Raw genomic sequence first — 21,253 nt, 5'->3', positions numbered from 1 at the left:
TAGATAGAATTTATTTATATAGAAAGCGTATTCAATTGAGATATACTCAGGTGTTGTAAGGGAATTTTGAAAAATCTAAATGTACACGTTTTCTTGACGGTCCTAAATGATGGGAGTACAATGGGTATGTCACAATATAATCGACAGAAAGCGATGATTTCTGTGCATGCAAAGACTTCTTTATTAGAAAAAATGCACTGGCAGATGGTAGCTTAACAACTTAAAAGGGGGACACACAAAACATGGCCGCAAGTCGAGACTTTGTAAGCCGAAAATTGCATTCGCTTCTAGGAGTAATTCCGCTCGGACTTTATGTTACTCAGCATCTTACTGTTAACTATTTTGCAACAAGAGGGCCCGAGGCGTTTAATGACGCAGCTCATTTTATGGAGAGCCTTCCTTACAGGTATTTGCTTGAAATTTTCGTTATTTTCTTACCGCTCTTATTCCATGCGATTTACGGCGTTTATATCGCGTTTCAATCCAAAAACAACGTAAGTCGATATGGCTATTTACGTAACTGGATGTTTTATTTGCAGCGGATTTCTGGCGTTATCGTATTAATATTTGTAACTTGGCACGTCTGGCAAACGAGAATACAGGCTGCGATGGGAGCAGAAGTAAACTTCCAAATGATGGCTGATATCTTGTCTAATCCAGGAATGATGATCTTTTACATCGTTGGTGTACTTGGTACTGTCTTCCACTTCGCAAATGGCTTATGGTCATTCTTTGTAAGCTGGGGCTTCACAGTAACACCAAAATCACAGCGTACGATGACATACGTAACAATGGTCATTTTCGTTGCACTTTCAGTTGTTGGCATGCGCGCATTATTTGCATTTGTTTAAGAAAGTGAACTGTCTTCACCACGTCTGATACATAACTTTCAGACAGAGCCAGCATTTAAGGGGGAACTGTTCTTATGAGTAAAGGTAAATTAGTGATAGTTGGAGGCGGCCTTGCAGGTTTGATGGCTACCATCAAAGCTGCGGAAGCTGGAATGCAAGTAGATCTTCTTTCCATCGTTCCAGTAAAACGTTCTCACTCTGTATGTGCGCAGGGGGGAATTAACGGGGCTGTTAATACAAAAGGAGAAGGAGATTCTCCTTGGGAGCACTTTGATGATACAGTTTATGGAGGCGATTTCCTTGCAAATCAACCTCCAGTAAAAGCAATGTGTGATGCAGCGCCTGGTATCATTCACTTAATGGATCGTATGGGCGTAATGTTTAACAGAACACCAGAAGGTCTACTAGATTTCAGACGCTTTGGTGGAACACAACATCACCGCACTGCTTTTGCCGGTGCAACAACCGGGCAACAGCTTCTATATGCGCTTGATGAGCAAGTTCGTCGCCATGAAGTAGCAGGCCTCGTTACAAAATATGAAGGATGGGAATTTCTCTCCGCTATTTTAGATGAGGAAGGTGTATGCCGAGGAGTTGTGGGTGAAAACTTAACAACTTCTGAAATAAGAAGTTTTGAAGCAGATGCGGTTATTATGGCGACAGGTGGACCTGGTATTATCTTCGGTAAGAGTACAAACTCTGTTATTAATACAGGTTCTGCTGCTGGTGCGCTTTATCAGCAAGGGGCTATTTATTCCAATGGGGAATTTATTCAAATTCATCCAACGGCAATCCCTGGTGATGACAAGCTTCGTCTTATGAGTGAATCTGCACGTGGCGAAGGTGGCCGCGTTTGGACGTATAAAGACGGTAAACCATGGTATTTCCTAGAGGAAAAATACCCAGCATACGGAAACCTTGTACCGCGTGATATTGCTACGAGAGAAATTTTTGATGTATGTGTAAGTCAAAAGCTTGGTATTAATGGTGAGAACATGGTTTACCTTGACCTCTCACATAAAGATTCAAAAGAGCTTGATGTTAAGCTTGGCGGTATTATTGAAATCTACGAGAAATTCATGGGTGACGATCCTCGTAAAGTCCCTATGAAAATTTTCCCTGCTGTACACTATTCAATGGGTGGTTTATGGGTAGATTTTAACCAGCAGACTAATATTCCTGGGCTATTTGCTGCTGGTGAATGTGATTATTCTCAACACGGTGGCAATCGTCTTGGAGCAAACTCGCTATTATCTTCTATTTATGGTGGCATGGTTGCTGGTCCAAATGCGGTTGACTATATTAATGGATTAGAAGCAACGGTTGAGGATCTCTCTTCTTCATTATTTGAAAAGCATCAACAAGAAGAGCAGGCAAAGCAGGACGCAATCATGAAGATGAATGGAACAGAGAATGCTTATCAAATTCATAAAGAGCTTGGCGAATGGATGACAGCTAACGTAACGGTTGTAAGAAATAACGACAAGTTAAAGGAAACAGATGAGAAAATTCAAGAGTTGATGGAGCGTTACGAGAACATCAATATTAATGATACATCCAAGTGGAGTAATCAGGGGGCTTCATTTACTCGACAATTATCTAACATGCTACAGTTGGCACGGGTAATTACAATCGGGGCATTAAACCGTAACGAAAGTCGCGGTGCTCACTACAAGCCTGAATTCCCTGAGCGTAATGATGAAGAATTTCTTAAAACAACAATGGCTAAATACGATGCAGTAAACAACAAACCAGAATTCTACTATGAAGAAGTAGATACATCATTAATTCCACCTCGTAAACGCGATTATTCTAAGAAGAAAGCGGGGGATAAATGATGAGTGAGAATAAAACTGTTACACTTAAGATAAAAAGGCAGGATGGACCTGAATCTAATTCATATGAAGAAACGTTTACGATTCCATACCGTCAAAACATGAATGTTATTTCTGCTTTAATGGAAATCCGTCGTAATCCAGTTAATGCAAACGGTGAGAAAACTACACCTGTTATTTGGGAAATGGGTTGTCTAGAAGAAGTATGCGGAGCTTGTTCGATGGTCATTAACGGAAAACCACGTCAATCTTGTACTGCTTTACTAGATCAACTTGAGCAACCAATTCGCTTAGAGCCAATGACCACATTCCCGGTTGTGCGAGATCTTGCTGTAGATCGAAGCAGAATGTTTGATGCACTTAAGAAAGTGAAAGCATGGATTCCGATCGATGGTACCTATGATCTTGGACCTGGTCCGAGGATGCCTGAGAATAAGCGACAGTGGGCATATGAACTATCTAAATGTATGACATGTGGTGTTTGTCTTGAAGCGTGTCCGAACGTAAATAGTCGCTCGGAGTTTATTGGACCGGCTGCTATTTCACAGGTTCGATTATTCAACTCACATCCAACAGGTGAGATGAACAAAGAGGAGCGTCTGGAAGGCTTAATGGGAGAGGGTGGACTTGGGCATTGTGGTAACTCACAAAACTGTGTGCAATCTTGTCCGAAAGGAATTCCATTAACAACTTCTATTGCTGCAATGAATAGAGCAACGTCACTTCAAACGTTCAAAAACTTTTTTGGAAGTGATCACTAGGAAAAGATCCCCTGCAAGGGGGTCTTTTTTTAGTTTCAGATAATACTTAAGCTATGTTAGCTTATACTGATGATTCTCGATTTTTTCCGCGAAGCGGTTGATCATTACAGAACTTAAATGACTCTAAAATCAACAGCGTTCATTAACAGAGCCAAGTCTTATGAATAGAATAAAACCTTATTACGATATTTCTCAGGAAATGATGAAGAAGAACGAAGGTTGTCATAATAAATTCTCTAAACTGTTTTTATGCAATGTGTGAATTAATGTAACACGTAAGATAGAAATTCATATATTGTATGGACTATATAATTTCAATCGAAGTTGCTTTGTTGCCCTATCGAGGAGGGTGGAATGTTGAAAGGGAACCACTACCGACCAAAGCCACTATTAACCAAAAGAGAAAGAGAAGTTTTCGAATTGCTTGTTCAAGACAAAACAACAAGAGAAATAGCAGAAGAATTGTTTATTAGCGAAAAAACAGTTCGGAACCATATTTCGAACACGATGCAAAAGCTGGGGGTAAAGGGGCGTTCTCAGGCTGTTGTCGAATTGCTTCGACTGGGAGAATTAGAAATATAAAACTGTGCCGGCTTAAAAGCCGGTTTTTTCTTTTGTGTAACGTCATGCTTGCTTATACTGTAAATTCTAGATTATTTCCTCGTTCGAGTTAAATGTCATTCAGTGAAAAAGAATGAGATACATAGGAACTTGTAATTCATGATAAAGAGTAATTAAGAGGAATTCATAGAGGTCAGTCTATGAAGTGAGTAGGTTAAAATAAAAAAAGAATGAATAGTATGTTAAGATAACAAAAAAGCATGTAACAAGATGGTTTCATGCGAAGAAGAGACACTTATACAAATACCATAGCTTATGAGTAGATTTTCTTTTGTATGATAATGACATAATAAAATATCGGCATATGAAATGAAAGGAAGATAGAAAAATATCTTCGGGTTGTTATAAATGAAGCAATAGATTATGATATCAACTATATTACATGAGTAAGGGGCAATCTATTGGAACGTTTTCTCATTGACGTTCGATCTGTTATTTACTATCATTAGTACGTTCATAATCACAAATGAAACCGGTTTAATGAGGGGAAATTGAACATGAATGGTGAATTTGAAATAAAGAAAATTCTAAATAATAATGTCGTAATTGCCGTTTCGGAGAATAATAATGAAGTCGTTTTAACGGGAAAAGGGATTGGCTTCAATCAGAAACAAGGCGAAAGACTCGATGAATCTAAAGTAGACAAGTATTTTGTTCTTATAGATAAGCATGAGCAGGAACAATATAAGTTATTAGTTCCACATGTCCCAGAATCTTTTATCGGCATGATGAATGATACTATTTCGTTAATCGGAGATAAGCTGGATGCGGAGTTAGATGAGCATATCCACGTTTCCTTAACGGATCACCTTTCCTTTGCGATTAAACGCCTTCGTCAAGGATTGGATGTAAAGAATCCTTTTCTAGTTGAAACGCAAACAATGTATCCAAAAGAGTATACAATTGCTGAAGAAGTGATACAGTTAATTAATCATAAGCTTGAAGTGGCTCTTCCTGATGGAGAGATTGGGTTTGTTGCGTTACATATTCACAGTGCCATTACCAATAGAAGCGTAGGTAAACTTAACAAATATTCTGCTTTAATTAGTCAACTCGTTAAAGTTATTGAAGAAGCTCTTCGAATTGAAATTAGTCGGACAGGAATTGATTATTTGCGTCTTGTACGTCATCTGAGACATGCGATTGAACGCAGTGAGTTAAATCAACCCGTTGAAGCACATGAACGATTAGAAAAAGTGTTGAAAGAAGAATATCCAGTGTGTTATAATCTTTCATGGAAGTTGATTAAAATTATGCAGAAGGAACTTCGTACGAATTTTCCTGATGCAGAAGCAGTCTACTTAACGATGCACTTGCAAAGGCTTTCTCCTAAATAATTTCATACTTAACGGTAACGTGTTACTGATACGATCAGGCATGAGTGAAGCCGGAATGACAAAAACTGATTGGGGTATAGTATATCCTGATTGAGTTGTCATACCGTCCACTCATGCCTTTTTTATATTCAAATTCTTTGGGGGAAAAATAAAAGGAGGAAAACACATGTTTAAACAGGCTTTCGGGGTTTTACAGCGCGTTGGTAAAGCGCTAATGCTTCCAGTTGCAATTTTACCCGCTGCCGGACTATTGCTAGGTTTTGGTAATGCATTTCAAAATCCAACTTTACTTGAAAAACTACCGTTCTTGTCAGCTGAATGGTTCCAGCTTCTTGCTACTGTTATGGAGGAGTCTGGTGGGATAGTATTTGCTAACCTTGCACTACTATTTGCGGTTGGGGTAGCAATTGGTTTATCTGATGGAGACGGCGTTGCGGGTATTGCTGCAATTGTAGGTTTCCTTGTTATGAATATTACAATGGGTGTACTTGAAGGCGTATCAGCTGATCAAGTTGCTGAAAGCGCATCATATGCTAATGTGCTTGGTATACCTACATTACAAACAGGGGTTTTCGGAGGAATTATAGTCGGTATTCTTGCCTCCTATATGTATAAACGGTATTATAATATTCAACTTCCTCAATATCTTGGTTTCTTTGCTGGGAAACGATTTGTTCCAATCGCAACGGCGGTTTCAGCTTTGATTCTTGGTGTAATTATGATTTTCGTTTGGCCACCTGTACAATCTGGCCTAAATGCTTTTTCACACAACATGCTTGATGCTAATCCAGCACTTGCTGCATTTGTATTCGGTGTCATTGAACGTTCGTTAATTCCATTCGGACTGCACCATATTTTCTACTCACCATTCTGGTTTGAGTTTGGACAATATACAAATGCTGCTGGTGAAATCATTCGAGGAGATCAAAAGATTTTCTTCGAACAGTTGAAAGATGGTGCTGAGCTAACTGCTGGTACATTCATGACTGGTAAGTTCCCGTTTATGATGTTTGGTCTTCCTGCAGCAGCGCTTGCTATGTATCATGAAGCTAGACCAGAAAAGAAAGCGGTTGTAGCAGGAATCATGGGCTCGGCTGCACTTACTTCTTTCTTAACGGGGATAACTGAGCCGCTTGAATTTTCTTTCTTATTCGTAGCTCCAGTCCTTTTTGGAATTCATGCGATTTTTGCAGGTCTTTCTTTTATGACAATGGCTTTACTTGATGTTAAAATTGGTATGACTTTCTCTGGTGGTGTTATTGATTTCCTTCTATTCGGAGTACTTCAAGGTAGAACTGCCTGGTGGCTTGTTATACCAGTAGGGTTAGTATTCGCATTAATCTATTACTTCGGCTTCCGTTTCGCGATTCGTAAGTTTAACTTAATGACTCCTGGACGAGAAGAAGATGAAGAGGATGAAATTGCTGACGATGGTCAGGACAATACAGCACTTGCTTACAATGTGCTTCAAGCTCTTGGCGGTGAAAGCAATATTACAAGTCTTGATGCTTGTATTACACGACTTCGCGTTTCTGTTTCAGATAAAGGCGAAGTGGATAAGAAGCGTTTGAAACGTCTTGGTGCATCAGGTGTTATGGAAGTAGGGAATAACATTCAGGCTATTTTTGGAACGCAGTCCGATGGTTTAAAAGGACAAATCAGAGATATCATGAGTGGAAAAACACCAAAGCCACTTCAAGATGAGAAAAAAGAAGAAAAGAGTGAGCAACCTTCTGGAGTGAAGGGTGCTGATCATCTTATTTCTCCTCTAGAGGGTAAGATTATGCCAATCTCAGAAGTGCCTGATCAGGTCTTTTCTGGTAAGATGATGGGAGACGGTTTTGCGATTGAACCAACTGATGGCTTGATTGTCGCACCGGTTGATGGCAAAATAATGAATGTGTTCCCAACGAAGCATGCAATTGGTATTGAGTCTGTTAATGGACGTGAGATTCTAATTCACGTTGGAATTGATACGGTTAACCTCAAAGGTGAAGGTTTTGAAGTATTCATTAGCGAAGGCGATGAGATTAAGCAAGGACAGAAGCTTATGAAGGTTGATCTCTCATTTATTAAAGAGAATGCAACATCAACTATTACTCCTATTGTATTTACTAACCTTGAAGAGGGAGAAACAATTGATCTTTCGAAAGAAGGAACTGTTTCGCGGGAAGACAAAGATATTATTACAATATCAAAATAAAAAATATAACATTTGAAAGAGGGAATTGAAAATGGCAGAGAAAAATTTCACAGTAACAAGCGAATCAGGAATTCACGCACGCCCAGCGACAGCACTAGTAAACAAAGCAGGTCAATACAGCTCTGACGTAACGCTTGATTACAACGGGAAGTCTGTAAACTTGAAATCCATCATGGGTGTTATGAGTCTTGGTATCCAACAAAATTCTGAAATCACTATCAAAGCAGAAGGATCAGATGCTGACGATGCGATTGCAGGACTAACTGAAGTTATGGAAAACGAAGGTCTAGGCAAGTAATGTCTAACCAACTGACTGGAATTGGCGCTTCTGCGGGAATTGCTATCGCTAAAGCGTTCGTACTTGAAAATCCGGCACTTGAAATTGAACAAAAGTCAATTACTGATGCTGGTGCTGAAATCGAACGTTTTGAAGCGGCCGTTCATCGTGCTAAAGAAGAACTAGAAGTCATTAAAAATCACGCCAATGAACAGCTCGGAGAAGATAAAGCAGCGATTTTTGCTGCTCATCTTCTCGTTTTATCTGATCCAGAGTTGTTGAATGCAGTGAAAGATAAAGTTAATAATGAAAAAGTAAATGCTGAAAGTGCAATGAGTGAAGTTTCCAATATGTTTATTAGCATGTTTGAGAACATGGATAATGAGTATATGAAAGAACGTGCTGCTGATATTCGAGACGTATCTAAACGTGTACTGGCTCATTTACTTGGCGTTACGTTTACATCTCCGGGTGCAATCACCGATGAAGTTATTGTTCTAGCTGAAGATCTTACTCCTTCTGACACTGCTCAATTAAATAAGCAGTTTGTTAAAGGGTTTGCGACGGATATTGGTGGTAGAACATCTCACTCTGCTATCATGGCGCGTTCAATGGAAATTCCAGCTGTTGTTGGAACGAAAACTATTACTTCTGAAGATGTGGAAGGTAAACTAGTTATTATTGATGGTATCGATGGTAATGTGATCGTTGATCCTTCTGAAGAAGAAATTGCGGAATATACAAAGAAAAAAGAACACTTTGAAGCTAAAAAGCAAGAATGGGCGAAGCTTGTTAATGAGCCAACAACAACGAAAGATGAGAAACATGTTGAGCTTGCAGCAAACATCGGAACTCCTGAAGATGTAAAAGGTGTCCTTGAAAATGGTGGAGAAGGCGTCGGCCTTTATCGTACTGAATTTCTATATATGGGCCGTAACGAATTGCCTTCAGAAGAAGAGCAGTTCAAGGCTTACAAAGAAGTTCTTGAAAAAATGGATGGTAAGCCTGTCGTAATCCGTACACTTGATATCGGTGGAGATAAAGAGCTACCTTACTTAAATCTTCCGAAAGAAATGAATCCATTCCTTGGGTTCCGTGCGATTCGTCTTTGCCTGGAAGAAACGGAAATTTTCCGTACTCAGCTGCGTGCACTTCTTCGCGCTAGTGTTTTCGGTAACTTGAAAGTGATGTTCCCTATGATTGCAACTGTCGGTGAATTCCGTCAGGCTAAAGAGATGCTTCTTTCTGTTAAAGAGGAGCTAATCGGGGAAGGTATTCAGGTATCAGAAGATATTGAAATTGGTATGATGGTTGAAATACCAGCAACGGCGGCAATGGCTGACGTTTTTGCTAAAGAAGTTGATTTCTTTAGTGTTGGAACTAACGATCTTATTCAATATACGATGGCTGCTGATCGTATGAATCAAAAGGTATCTTACCTTTACCAACCATATAATCCTGCAATTCTTAGACTTGTTAAAATGGTCATTGATGCAGCTCATAAAGAAGGCAAGTGGGCTGGTATGTGTGGTGAAATGGCGGGAGATCAGATTGCGATCCCAATCCTTCTTGGTCTTGGACTCGATGAATTCAGCATGAGTGCTACTTCGATTTTGCCTGCTAGAAGTCAAATGACGAAGCTATCTAAAGAAGAGATTTCTTCTCATATCGATCATATTCTTTCACTTGCAACAAATGAAGAAGTGGTTGCCTATGTACAAGAACATTTCGCAACGGAAGAGCTATAGGAAACTATAGCTCTTCTTTTTTTTACATATGTTCATGATTCGTTTTTGGGGGCAATGATGAATTAGGAAAGTATTTTACGCCACTTCTTATACATGGGCATATGAATAAGAAGTTAGAAGTAGTCATCTCTTGCAATTCATATCGGTTACAATCAAAATAGAATGTAAGATATTATAAGGGGGAGACTAGATGTCTGAAGAATTAACAAGAGAACCAGCGTCAATTGTTGATATAGAGAAATCACTTCGTATGGTTGCTGGTATTATTAAACAACATGGACGGGAACTTTTGAGTGAATTTTCCATTACACCTCCTCAATTTCTTGCGCTCCAATGGCTTTCTGAATACGGTGATTTAACAATTGGAGAACTGTCTAATAAAATGTATCTTGCCTGTAGTACGACGACGGATCTCGTGGATCGTATGGAAAAAACGGAGCTAGTAAAACGAGTGAAAGACCCACACGATCGACGAGTCGTACGAATTCATATATTAGATAAGGGAAATGAAATAATTAAAAAAGTGATTCATAAAAGACAGGTCTATTTGGAAAACATTACCCAGAAATTCTCGGGAGATCAAGTAAAAGCACTTGAAGAAAGTTTGCATTTACTTTATGACGAAATGAAAAAGAACTAACTGGACCGGTAAGTAGAGAGGCGAAATATTTTGAAGAAACCAATCGGGGTTATTGATTCAGGTGTTGGCGGACTAACGGTAGCAAGAGAGATTATGCGACAGCTACCAAAAGAAGAAATTGTTTATTTAGGTGATACAGCAAGATGTCCTTATGGGCCTAGAACGGTTTCTGAGGTGAGGCAGTTCACCTGGGAAATGACGAATTACCTATTAGAGCAATACCATATTAAAATGCTCATTATTGCTTGTAATACTGCGACGGCTGTCGTTCTTAAAGAGATTCAAGATGAACTATCTATCCCCGTAAGAGGTGTTATTCACCCAGGAGCAAGAAGTGCTTTGAAAGAAACGACGAATAAGTATATTGGAGTAATTGGAACGACTGGTACTGTAAAAAGTCGAGCTTACGAGTACTCCCTTAAAGCTATTGATAATGATATTAAAGTGGAAAGTCTTGCGTGCCCTCCCTTTGTGCCGCTGGTCGAAACCGGAAATCTGAACAGTGAAGAAACGTATCAGACTGTCAGAAGCACGCTTGCCCCATTGATGAATAAAGGAATCGATACCCTGATATTAGGATGTACACATTATCCATTATTAGAATCAGTGATTCAATCAGTCATGGGAGACGATACGGCCATTATTTGTTCAGGCGATGAAACAGCATATGAAGTGAGTGGTATTCTAGAGTACAGTTCACTTTTATATACAGGTGATGAACGTCCATCGCATACATTTCTTACAACTGGATCAATTGACAACTTCGCTAGGATTGCGAGCCATTGGCTGGATTATCCTGTAGCTAATGTTGAACGTATCGAGCTCTAATCTATCAAAGATTAGAGTTTTTTAGTTATCTCAAAAAATAATTTTTTCAAAAATAAATTTCTAGAAATCACTAAGGTTCAATACCGTAGCCAATTTTTGAAGCTCGTACCTCTCCTAATAAACGATAAAACAAGTTATTCAAATTACTCAGGTATAAATTGAAATATAACTCGTATAAATGGTAGTACAAACCATCCGGGGAGGGATAGCTATGCGTTTACGCGGAATTGGGTTCGCGCTATTGTTGCTTTCATGTATATTAACAATATCTGGTTGCGGTTTTGGTTTTGAAAAATCATTAAAGGAAATCGATCCTCCTAAAGTCGATTATGTAAAAGATGGAGAACAGATGGAGGAAAATGAGACAGGTGCTACAAAAGAAGGTGAAGTAGAAGAAGCGACGGGTGAAGAGGCGGATGATGAAGCCACTGGAATGACGACTCGTCAGCTCTATTTACTAGATGCCAATGGAATGGTTGTGCCACAGAGCGTTGAACTTCCTGCCGTAGAAGGTGCTGCAAAACAAGCGTTAGAATACCTTGTTGTTGATGGTCCAGTGACAGAAATGCTTCCCAACGGCTTTAAAGCTGTGTTGCCTGCTGGAACTGTTATCCAGGGCGTTGATCAAGTTGATGAAACGGTGGTTGTAGATTTCTCAAATGAGTTTAAAGATTATGCTGCAGAAAATGAGAAACAAATTCTTGAAGCTGTCACTTGGACATTAACTCAATTTGACGGAATTGAGAAGGTGAAAATTCAAATCAATGGCTATGATCAACAGGAAATGCCTGTGAATGGGACGCCAATCGGAGAGAGTGTTAGCAGGGCAAATGGGATTAACCATGAGATGGGTAATGTGGTTGATGTTTCCAATAGTGAAGATGTAACCGTCTATTTCATGGCTCAAAGTGAAGACTATGCATATTACGTCCCAGTTACGAAACGCATGGAAGGCGTCTCGGATGATGTGCGAGGCGTATTGAAAGGACTAATGGAAGGACCGGCAGTTCATTCCGGCTTATTTAGTCAACTATCTAAAGACGTAAAATTATTGAAGGCTGAAGAGGAAGATGGCTTATTAACGCTAGATTTTAATGAAGCGATCTTAACTGGATCGGAAGAGATGGTTATTCAGAAAGATATTATAAATAGTCTGGTTCTTTCGTTAACCGAGAAGGAAAGCATTAATGAAGTAGCTATTACTGTTGATGGTCACCCAGAAGTCATTGATGAAGCTGGTAATGCTTTGTCAGAACCAGTTTCAAGGCCAGAAGACGTTAACAAAGTGGGTTTTTAAAATAGAATATGGTACGATTAAGAGGCAGGTGTACTGCCTCTTTTTCTATTTAAATAAAGATTAGTTAGGCTTATTACGATTAGATTCATGGGTTATCTAATATCAGTAACGTTTATTAACATAGTCTTGAAAAGGTTAAAGGTAGTTTTATTAAAATAGTTATGATTTAGTAATGAAAGAGATGGGGAACAGGAGGAAGAGTATGAGAATTGATGGACGTAAGGAAGATGAGCTTAGAGCGATACATATTGAAAGAGATTATATAAAGCATCCGGAAGGTTCTGTATTAATTACTGTAGGAGATACAAAAGTGATTTGCTCTGCATCAATAGAGGATCGCGTACCACCTTTTATGCGGGGACAGGGGAAAGGGTGGATTGCAGCTGAGTATGCTATGTTGCCACGAGCCACTGAACAAAGAAACATTCGTGAATCAAGTAAAGGAAAAGTTGCTGGTCGCACAATGGAGATTCAGCGTCTAATTGGAAGAGCCCTTCGGACGGTAGTTGACCTTGAAGCACTTGGAGAACGCACAATTTGGATTGATTGTGATGTGATTCAGGCAGATGGCGGCACTCGAACTGCTTCTATTACTGGCGCATTTGTAGCACTTGCACTGGCTGTAGAAAAAGGTATGAGTCGAAAACAAATTAAGAAAATGCCATTAACTGATTTTCTAGCAGCCACTTCGGTAGGAATTGATCAAGGTGGAACGGCTTTATTGGACCTTTGTTATAAGGAAGATTCCTCTGCTCATGTGGATATGAATATTGTTATGACTGGTAGTGGAGAATTCGTGGAACTACAGGGCACAGGCGAAGAAGCAACGTTTAATATGAATCAATTAAATGAAATGCTTGCGCTAGGTAAAGATGGTGTTGAGAAATTGATTCGGAAGCAAACAGAGGTGATCGGTGAGTTTGCTTCAAAAATAAAGGAGGACTCTACGGAGGATGCGTAAACTTCTTATTGCAACAAAGAATGAAGGTAAAGTAAGAGAATTTAAGAGAAGGTTCGAGTCAGAAGAGCTTACTGTAATTTCTTTATTGGATCTCGAAGAAGCGCCTGACGTGGCAGAAACTGGTCATACTTTTGCGGAGAATGCCGTACTAAAAGCCGAAGCCATTATGAAATTAACAAACCAACCGGTTATTGCGGATGATTCTGGGCTTGTCATAGATGCACTTGATGGTGATCCCGGGGTTTATTCGGCTAGATATGCAGGACTCGATAAAAATGATGAAGCAAACATGGACAAAGTTCTCGAAGAAATGAAGAATGTACCTGAAGAAGATCGTGGAGCTTCTTTTCAATGTATTCTAGCGGTCGCCATCCCTGGTCAAAACACGGAAATTTTTTCGGGTTCATGCAAGGGGACGATTGCTTTTGAACGTTCTGGAAAATACGGGTTCGGATATGATCCGATTTTCTACTTGCCTTCATACGGTAAAACGATGGCTGAACTTTCTCCTGAAGAAAAAAATGCTATCTCACATAGAGGACAAGCTCTTGATCGTTTGGAAAAGGGATTTAAGAATTTATTTTAAAACATATGGATAACTAATGATTTGAACTCGTTGAATATACGGCTTCTTTGCCTGAGTTAACATTCATAGCATTCATGACTCGACTCTAAATTGAAGAGGTGACGTGAGATGAAAGTTCTAGTTGTAAGTGATAATCATAGTTCTAAGGAAGAATTGCAGCATCTTGTAGAGAGACATCAAAATGAAGTCGAATGTATGATCCACTGTGGAGATTCAGAATTTGATTATGATGCATCTGAAATGCTACCTTTTCAGGTGAGAGTGAGTGGAAACTGTGATTACGACCATCGTTATCCAGATGAATCGGTCGATAAAGTAGGGGACAAAACTGTTTTTACGACCCATGGACATTTATATAATGTGAAAATGACGTTAATGAAATTGCAGTATAAAGCTGAAGAAGTACAAGCGGATCTTGTTTGTTTTGGTCATTCTCATGAGGTCCTATCTGTATTTGAGGAAGGAACACTGTTTCTTAATCCTGGTAGTGTCAAACTTCCGAGAAAACCGCCGATTCAAACTTATGCGATTGTAGAATGGTCTGAAAATGATGTTAGCGTGACGTATCGTGATGAAACTGGGGAAATAGTAGAAGATCTTTCAAAAATATTTTCTCTCACTTAGGAAAAAACACAGCGAAGGCTGTGTTTTTCTTGTTTTTCTATTGACATTATTTTTGATATTCGTTATATTAATAAATGTCGCTACAAACTAAACAATGTCCCAGTAGCTCAGTAGGATAGAGCAACAGCCTTCTAAGCTGTGGGTCGGGAGTTCGAATCTCTCCTGGGACACCATATCTATATCGTAAAGGCATTTATCATTGTGATAAGATGGCTTTTTTTTTATATTTTGAGCTGTGTGGATGAACGTTGTTGATTTTTGGCTTATTTTCAACATGTGAGAGTAAGGTTTCACTTGAATGAGCCCAATACGACATTTCATCAATATAACCTAACATAGCTTACACTTTAATGAGTACGTTCAGAAACGGTGCTGTACTGTGACTAGCTTTTAGGGGAACATTCACGTATCGTAGTGCGTTACTAATAGAGCGTGTTAAATAACAAGCAAGCGGGAATAGAACCTGTAACGTGCTTCAACTTGAGTTTACAGGTGGATACTGATAAACTGATACCTAATCGTAGCTGCGCCTTTCCTGCTGTAAACTCTTTTAATAGAGAATATAAGAGAGTGGAGCGATTACGTCATGGATAAAGAAAAGCATGAGAGGAAAATAGTTTATTTTCCAAACGTGGCAGGCAAACTTGTCGAAAAAGGAATGGCAGCACTTAAAGCTAAAGAAATTAAAGAGGCACATAAACATTTTAGTCAGCTACTTGAAATCGAACCAGATCATCCTCAAGGGAATTTTGGAATGGTCCTAAGCCTGGTTGAAATGGGCGATTTAAAAGAAGCATCTGAACGCTGTGAAACAATGATGCAGCAGGGTATCGGGGACTATTACGACATTTTTCAAGTATACATATCAATTTTAGTTCAGCTTGGAAAGTATCAGAATGTAGTTACGATGATCGAAGCGGTATTGCAAGAAAATCAACTTCCGTCAAATATAGCGGAATCGCTCTATCAGCTATTGCATTTCAGCAGACAAATGACGAGTTATGATATCGATTCTGACGATGAGTTTGAAACTGTCCAAGAGGAAGATGCAGACAAGCTGATTGCTTATTTAGAAAGCGATAAGACGGAAAAACAGTGGTTGGCTATACAGAAACTGAGCGCTGTTAATGAGAAAAAGTCTATTCCAGTTTATCTTACATATTTAAATGCAACAGATAAGGATCCCCTCCTTAAAAGCCTGGTGTTACAGGTGTTAAGAGAAAAAGAGTTGAATCAAGAAGTTATCGTACATAAGTTTGGAAGAGAAATTACTGTAAATCCTTCCGAATTGAAGGATATTTTTCTGCAGGACTTTTCTTTAAGCGTTAAATCGAAACTTTCTCATGTGGTGGAACAGAAAAATCCAGCTCTTTTTGAGATGTGTATGCAAATTTGGTGGCATTATTTGTTCGCCATTTCGCCATTTGAAGCCGAACCATCGAACAGTGCTGTTTGGGCGGCAGCTGTTCATAAAGTGGCTTCTGAAATGAATGGTGAAGGCTTGTTAAATGAGGAGCTTAGCGATTATTATGAAGTTAGGTCTTCTGAATTTGAGGTGGCCGCAAATCGGATCATGAACATCGAAAATCAGCCATTTTATCGCCCATTTGAGTAGAAATACATGGAAATAGAATGTTTTGCCTTGCGATCATTCGGGAACATAGGTAAGCTGTACTATGGTTACGCGGTTTACAATCATACCGTATGTGTTGAAAAGTAACTGTTCTATGTTATAATAAAATGGTTGCAAACCCATATTTACTAGTAAAAGAGACCGTTTAAAAGACAGCAGACGCTTTTATACTCCAAAAGGCGTCATCTTTTTTAAACGCTCGATTAGTGGAAATATATTTATTGTTGGAGGTAATGTGTAAATGACTGCAAATTGGGAAAAGCTTGAAGGTAATCAGGGCGTTCTTACAGTAGAAGTAGACGCTTCTGAGGTTAATAGTGCGCTGGACGAAGCGTTCAAAAAAGTCGTAAAACAGGTTAATGTACCTGGATTCCGTAAAGGTAAAATGCCACGCTCTCTTTTCGAAAAGCGTTTTGGTGTAGAATCTCTTTATCAAGATGCTCTTGATATTATTCTTCCTAAAGCTTATTCAGAAGCTATCGATGAATCTGGTATCGAGCCAGTTGATCGTCCGGAAGTAGACGTGGAGCAAATGGAAAAAGGTCAAAACTTGATCTTCAAAGCAACAGTAACTGTTAAGCCTGAAGTTAAACTTGGTGAATACAAAGGTCTTGAAGTTGAAGAACAAGAGACAAGCGTTACAGATGAAGAAGTGGAAGCAGAGCTTAAATCACTTCAAGAAAAGCAAGCTGAGCTTGTTGTTGTTGAAGATGGAGAACTTCAAGAAGGCGATACAGCAGTAATCGACTTCGAAGGTTTCCTTGGAGAAGAACCATTTGAAGGTGGACAAGGCGACAACTATTCATTAGAAATTGGTTCAAACACTTTCATTCCTGGCTTTGAAGAGCAACTAATTGGTGAGAAAGCTGGTGCTGAGAAGGAAGTAACAGTTACTTTCCCTGAAGAGTATCATGCTGAGAATCTTGCTGGTCAAGAAGCAACATTCAAAGTTAAAATTCACGACATTAAGCGTAAAGAACTTCCTGAGCTTGATGATGAGTTCGCTAAAGATGTAAACGAAGAAGTAGAATCACTTGATGAGCTTAAGAAAACAACGAAAGAAAATCTTGAGAAACAAAAAGCAGAAGATGCTGATGTTCAAAAGAAAGACACGTTGATTGAAAAAGCTACTGAAAACAGCGAGATTGACCTTCCATCCGCTATGGTAGATGCAGAAGTTGACCGCATGCTTCAAGAATTTGAACAGCGTCTTCAACAACAAGGTATGAACCTTGAAATGTACTACCAGTTCTCTGGTCAGGATGAAAAAGCTCTTCGTGAGCAAATGCAAGAAGACGGTGAAAAGCGCGTGCGTACTAACCTAACTCTTGAAGCAATTGCTGAAGCTGAAAATGTGGAAGTTTCTGAAGAAGAAGTGAATGAAGAACTTTCTAAAATGGCTGCAATGTACAACATGGAAGAAGAACAAATTCGTTCAATGCTTACTATGCAGGGTGGCACTGATGCACTCAAAGGTGACCTACGCATCCGTAAAGCAATCGATGTTCTTGTAGACAACAGTAAAAAAGCTTAATACAAGCTAGTAGATTGGCTTATTTGAAACAAGGCGCTTAATCGCGCCTTGTTTTTACAAAAAGAAATAGTAATGAAATGAAACAAATTTGCTAAACATAGTAGTAAGACAAAGAACTTGATACATAATAAGCTTTAAAGAGGCGTTTTATTTCGTATCCTTTTGCGTTATATGATACAATTTCATTACATAAATAGGATGAGAAACCAGTGGTGGATGCCCGTTAAGATTACTTCATGAGTAATTAAAGTTCAATTGGACTGACGGAGTTCCTTTGCAGATAGACCTACTCGGATTTCATCGAGATCAAAGGTTAGGGGTGAATTCATGTTTAAATTTAACGATGAAAAAGGACAACTTAAATGTTCTTTCTGTGGTAAAACGCAGGATCAAGTCCGTAAGTTAGTAGCAGGACCAGGTGTTTATATCTGTGATGAGTGTATTGAATTATGCACTGAAATCGTTGAAGAAGAACTTGGAACTGAAGAAGAGGTGGACTTCAAAGAAGTACCGAAGCCTCATGAAATTTGCCAAATTCTTGATGACTATGTCATTGGACAGGAAAAGGCGAAAAAATCACTTTCAGTAGCCGTTTATAATCACTATAAGCGTATTAATGCATCATCTAAACCTGATGATGTTGAGCTTGCGAAAAGTAATATTGCACTAATTGGACCAACAGGGAGCGGTAAAACACTCCTCGCACAAACGCTAGCTAGAATTCTAAATGTGCCTTTTGCTATTGCGGATGCTACGTCATTAACTGAAGCTGGGTATGTTGGGGAAGATGTTGAGAATATTCTTCTTAAACTCATTCAAGCTGCAGATTACGATGTAGAAAAAGCTGAAAAAGGGATCATCTACATTGATGAAATTGATAAGGTAGCTCGCAAATCTGAGAATCCTTCTATTACCCGTGATGTTTCTGGTGAAGGTGTTCAGCAAGCGCTACTCAAAATTCTTGAAGGTACAACTGCTAGTGTGCCTCCACAAGGTGGACGTAAGCATCCTCATCAAGAATTTATTCAAATTGATACAACAAACATCCTCTTCATTTGCGGGGGAGCGTTTGATGGAATTGAACAAATTATCAAGCGTCGTCTTGGTAAGAAAATTATTGGATTTAGTGGCGAAGCAAAACAAGAAGATCTTAAACCAGGTGAATACCTAGGTAAGGTTCTTCCTGAAGACCTCCTTCGTTTTGGACTGATTCCTGAATTTATTGGCCGTCTTCCGGTTATTGGAAGCCTTGAGCCTCTAGATGAAGAAGCACTAGTAGAAATTCTTACAAAACCTAAGAATGCATTAGTGAAGCAATATCAAAAACTTCTTGAACTTGACGATGTTGAACTGGAGTTTGAAGATGATGCACTAGTAGAAATTGCGAAACAAGCAATTGAAAGAAAAACTGGTGCACGTGGACTTCGATCGATTATTGAAGGAATTATGCTTGATGTTATGTATGACCTTCCTGCTCGTGAAGAGATTAAGAAGTGCGTACTGTCAGCTTCTACAGTAAGTGAGAAGACTACGCCTAAATTGATTCTTGAAGATGGTTCTGTTATCGACGAAGATAAGAAATCGCCTAAAGAAAGTGCATAATTTCAAAGCCAATCGCCTGCGGGTGATTGGCTTTTTTGTGAGTTGCCCTATCCAATTTGTGAATTGCCGGTTTATGGAACGAAACCTCAGGAGATACTAGTTCTATTGATCAATCTTCAGGAGGTAGGAGTATGAATTGGACAGGGATAGCACTAGCGATACAATTATTTTTTGGAATAGTGATCGGATTGTATTTCTGGAATTTGCTTCGGAATCAGCGAACCCAGAAAGTTTCAATAGATAAAGAATCGCGAAAAGAAATGGAGCATTTACGTCGATTAAGAAGTATTTCGCTAAGCGAACCGCTATCAGAACGTATTCGGCCAACTGGATTTTCTGAGATTGTTGGTCAAGAAGAAGGGATTCGTACGTTAAGAGCCGCCATCTGTGGACCTAATCCGCAGCACGTGATTATATATGGACCGCCTGGGGTAGGCAAGACAGCGGCCGCCCGCCTCGTTCTAGAGGAAGCTAAGCGAAACCGTGGAACGCCTTTTAAAAATTCAGCCGTTTTTGTAGAACTAGATGCTACTACGGCACGCTTTGATGAAAGAGGGATTGCTGACCCTTTAATTGGTTCTGTTCACGACCCTATTTATCAAGGTGCGGGAGCTATGGGGCAGGCGGGCATTCCTCAGCCAAAGCAAGGAGCTGTTACGAATGCGCATGGAGGGATCCTCTTTATTGATGAAATTGGAGAGCTTCATCCCATTCAAATGAACAAGCTGCTAAAAGTTCTAGAGGATCGAAAAGTGTATCTTGAGAGTGCTTATTATAATGAAGAAAATACAAATATTCCTAACCATATACACGATATTTTCCAAAATGGATTACCAGCAGATTTTAGAATGATTGGAGCGACTACGAGAACTCCAGAAGATATTCCGCCGGCCATTCGTTCTAGATGTATGGAAGTTTATTTCCGTGAGCTGAGCCAGGAAGAAATCGCCCGTATAGCGACTAGAGCAGCGAAGAAATTAAATCTTACGCTCGATAACGATGGTATTGAACGGGTTAGTCGCTATGCTAGAAATGGTCGTGAAGCGGTTAACTTAATGCAAATTGCGGCAGGACTGGCAATTACAGAAAATAGAGGAAGCATTACTGCGGCAGATATGGAATGGGTCATCCATGCGAGTCGACTTACGCCAAGGCCAGAAAGAAAAATCCCTCTGTCCCCAGCAACAGGTGTTGTTAATGGGCTAGCAGTTTATGGACCAAACATGGGAGCTTTACTTGAAATTGAAGTGACAGCCGTTAAAGGTAAACTAGAAAAAGAAGGCTCTGTTACTATTACAGGTATTGTTGAGGAAGAAAGCATCGGGAATCAGTCAAAGTCGATCCGAAGAAAGAGCCTTGCGAAATCTTCTGTAGAAAACGTTATGACCGTCTTAAAATCGATGGGGCTACCAGTGGGGGCTTATCATCTACATATTAACTTTCCTGGAGGTGTTCCTGTAGATGGTCCCTCAGCAGGGGTTGCTATTGCGACAGGTATATACTCTGCTGTTAAGGGAAGTCCTGTTAATCATAAAGTTGCAATGACTGGTGAAATTAGCATTCATGGGTTAGTTAAACCTGTGGGGGGCGTTTTTGCCAAAGTAACAGCTGCACGGGATGCTGGTGCTGAATTAGTCCTCATCCCATATGAGAATAATGAAGAAATGCTGAAAGTCATCAAAGGTATTACTGTAGTTCCGGTAAAACATCTGTCAGAAGTATTTGACGCAGCCTTTATGATTGAAAAAGCGCAAGAATTTCCTTCCATTGTAATAGGAAAATCCCAGCCCGGAAGTTAGGGGGCGGGGATTTTCTTTGTGCATTGAAGAAAACTCAAAAAAAAACGTGAAATAAATTAAATCAGCTAACATAGCTAAAAAAGACTGCCAGGCGCGTTTTTCTATTATAAGTAAGT

The 21,253-nt window shown here is 39.5% G+C and carries 18 protein-coding genes and 1 tRNA gene; all 19 read left to right on the top strand.

Going from position 1 to position 21,253, the window contains the following annotated elements; all coding sequences use genetic code 11:
* The first annotated feature begins 242 nt into the window (after positions 1 to 242).
* The 19 genes from Q4550_RS09280 to lonB all read left to right on the top strand — a co-directional run bounded on the left by Q4550_RS09280 (position 243) and on the right by lonB (position 21,137).
* Positions 243 to 851, top strand: coding sequence for a succinate dehydrogenase cytochrome b558 subunit (locus Q4550_RS09280; protein ID WP_194219360.1), 609 nt, complete (start codon positions 243 to 245; stop codon positions 849 to 851).
* A 74-nt stretch (positions 852 to 925) separates the two neighbouring features.
* The gene (gene sdhA, locus Q4550_RS09275) at positions 926 to 2,689 is read left to right on the top strand and encodes a succinate dehydrogenase flavoprotein subunit (protein WP_303532055.1); all 1,764 of its coding nucleotides are present in this window, start codon (positions 926 to 928) and stop codon (positions 2,687 to 2,689) included.
* Complete coding sequence (gene sdhB / locus Q4550_RS09270; protein WP_303532052.1) at positions 2,689 to 3,447, top strand: succinate dehydrogenase iron-sulfur subunit; 759 nt, start codon at positions 2,689 to 2,691, stop codon at positions 3,445 to 3,447. Before sdhA ends, sdhB begins: the two co-directional genes overlap by 1 nt.
* Before the next feature lie 354 nt (positions 3,448 to 3,801).
* Positions 3,802 to 4,029: a helix-turn-helix domain-containing protein gene (locus Q4550_RS09265; protein WP_369810531.1), complete on the top strand. Its 228-nt coding sequence runs from the start codon at positions 3,802 to 3,804 to the stop codon at positions 4,027 to 4,029.
* A 536-nt stretch (positions 4,030 to 4,565) separates the two neighbouring features.
* Positions 4,566 to 5,405, top strand: a complete 840-nt coding sequence (gene glcT, locus Q4550_RS09260) for a glucose PTS transporter transcription antiterminator GlcT (protein WP_303532050.1) — start codon at positions 4,566 to 4,568, stop codon at positions 5,403 to 5,405.
* A 166-nt stretch (positions 5,406 to 5,571) separates the two neighbouring features.
* On the top strand, positions 5,572 to 7,608 hold the full coding sequence (ptsG, locus tag Q4550_RS09255) for a glucose-specific PTS transporter subunit IIBC (RefSeq protein ID WP_303532048.1): 2,037 nt from the start codon (positions 5,572 to 5,574) through the stop codon (positions 7,606 to 7,608).
* Positions 7,609 to 7,639: 31 nt separating this feature from the next.
* Positions 7,640 to 7,906, top strand: coding sequence for a phosphocarrier protein HPr (locus tag Q4550_RS09250; protein WP_136947743.1), 267 nt, complete (start codon positions 7,640 to 7,642; stop codon positions 7,904 to 7,906).
* A complete protein-coding gene (ptsP, locus tag Q4550_RS09245) occupies positions 7,906 to 9,633 on the top strand; it encodes a phosphoenolpyruvate--protein phosphotransferase (protein ID WP_194219365.1) in 1,728 nt (575 codons plus the stop codon). Before Q4550_RS09250 ends, ptsP begins: the two co-directional genes overlap by 1 nt.
* Positions 9,634 to 9,823: 190 nt before the next feature.
* Positions 9,824 to 10,273 carry a MarR family winged helix-turn-helix transcriptional regulator gene (locus Q4550_RS09240; protein ID WP_194219366.1) on the top strand — a complete coding sequence of 150 codons (450 nt, stop codon included), beginning with the start codon at positions 9,824 to 9,826 and terminating at the stop codon, positions 10,271 to 10,273.
* A gap of 30 nt (positions 10,274 to 10,303) precedes the next feature.
* Positions 10,304 to 11,101 carry a glutamate racemase gene (gene racE / locus Q4550_RS09235; protein WP_303532037.1) on the top strand — a complete coding sequence of 266 codons (798 nt, stop codon included), beginning with the start codon at positions 10,304 to 10,306 and terminating at the stop codon, positions 11,099 to 11,101.
* Positions 11,102 to 11,312: 211 nt separating this feature from the next.
* Positions 11,313 to 12,398, top strand: a complete 1,086-nt coding sequence (locus tag Q4550_RS09230) for a GerMN domain-containing protein (RefSeq protein WP_303532034.1) — start codon at positions 11,313 to 11,315, stop codon at positions 12,396 to 12,398.
* Between the two features lie 202 nt (positions 12,399 to 12,600).
* Positions 12,601 to 13,359, top strand: a complete 759-nt coding sequence (rph, locus tag Q4550_RS09225; RefSeq protein ID WP_303532031.1) for a ribonuclease PH — start codon at positions 12,601 to 12,603, stop codon at positions 13,357 to 13,359.
* Entirely contained in the window at positions 13,352 to 13,945 is a 594-nt protein-coding gene (locus Q4550_RS09220; protein WP_303532028.1) for an XTP/dITP diphosphatase, read from the top strand. The genes rph and Q4550_RS09220 overlap by 8 nt, the downstream gene beginning before the upstream one ends.
* 108 nt (positions 13,946 to 14,053) lie before the next feature.
* A complete protein-coding gene (locus Q4550_RS09215; RefSeq protein WP_303532026.1) occupies positions 14,054 to 14,569 on the top strand; it encodes a metallophosphoesterase in 516 nt (171 codons plus the stop codon).
* A gap of 96 nt (positions 14,570 to 14,665) precedes the next feature.
* Positions 14,666 to 14,742, top strand: a tRNA-Arg gene (locus tag Q4550_RS09210).
* Between the two features lie 413 nt (positions 14,743 to 15,155).
* Positions 15,156 to 16,184, top strand: coding sequence for a tetratricopeptide repeat protein (locus Q4550_RS09205; protein ID WP_303532022.1), 1,029 nt, complete (start codon positions 15,156 to 15,158; stop codon positions 16,182 to 16,184).
* 259 nt (positions 16,185 to 16,443) lie between these two features.
* The gene (gene tig / locus Q4550_RS09200) at positions 16,444 to 17,736 is read left to right on the top strand and encodes a trigger factor (RefSeq protein WP_303532021.1); all 1,293 of its coding nucleotides are present in this window, start codon (positions 16,444 to 16,446) and stop codon (positions 17,734 to 17,736) included.
* A gap of 327 nt (positions 17,737 to 18,063) precedes the next feature.
* Entirely contained in the window at positions 18,064 to 19,338 is a 1,275-nt protein-coding gene (gene clpX, locus Q4550_RS09195; protein WP_194219374.1) for an ATP-dependent protease ATP-binding subunit ClpX, read from the top strand.
* A gap of 131 nt (positions 19,339 to 19,469) precedes the next feature.
* Positions 19,470 to 21,137, top strand: a complete 1,668-nt coding sequence (gene lonB, locus Q4550_RS09190) for an ATP-dependent protease LonB (RefSeq protein ID WP_303532017.1) — start codon at positions 19,470 to 19,472, stop codon at positions 21,135 to 21,137.
* The last annotated feature ends 116 nt before the right edge of the window (positions 21,138 to 21,253 follow it).

The organism is Anaerobacillus sp. 1_MG-2023 (assembly GCF_030547345.1).
Lineage (GTDB): Bacteria > Bacillota > Bacilli > Bacillales > Guptibacillaceae > Guptibacillus > Guptibacillus hwajinpoensis_B.
This window is presented reverse-complemented; position numbering and strand designations above follow the sequence as displayed.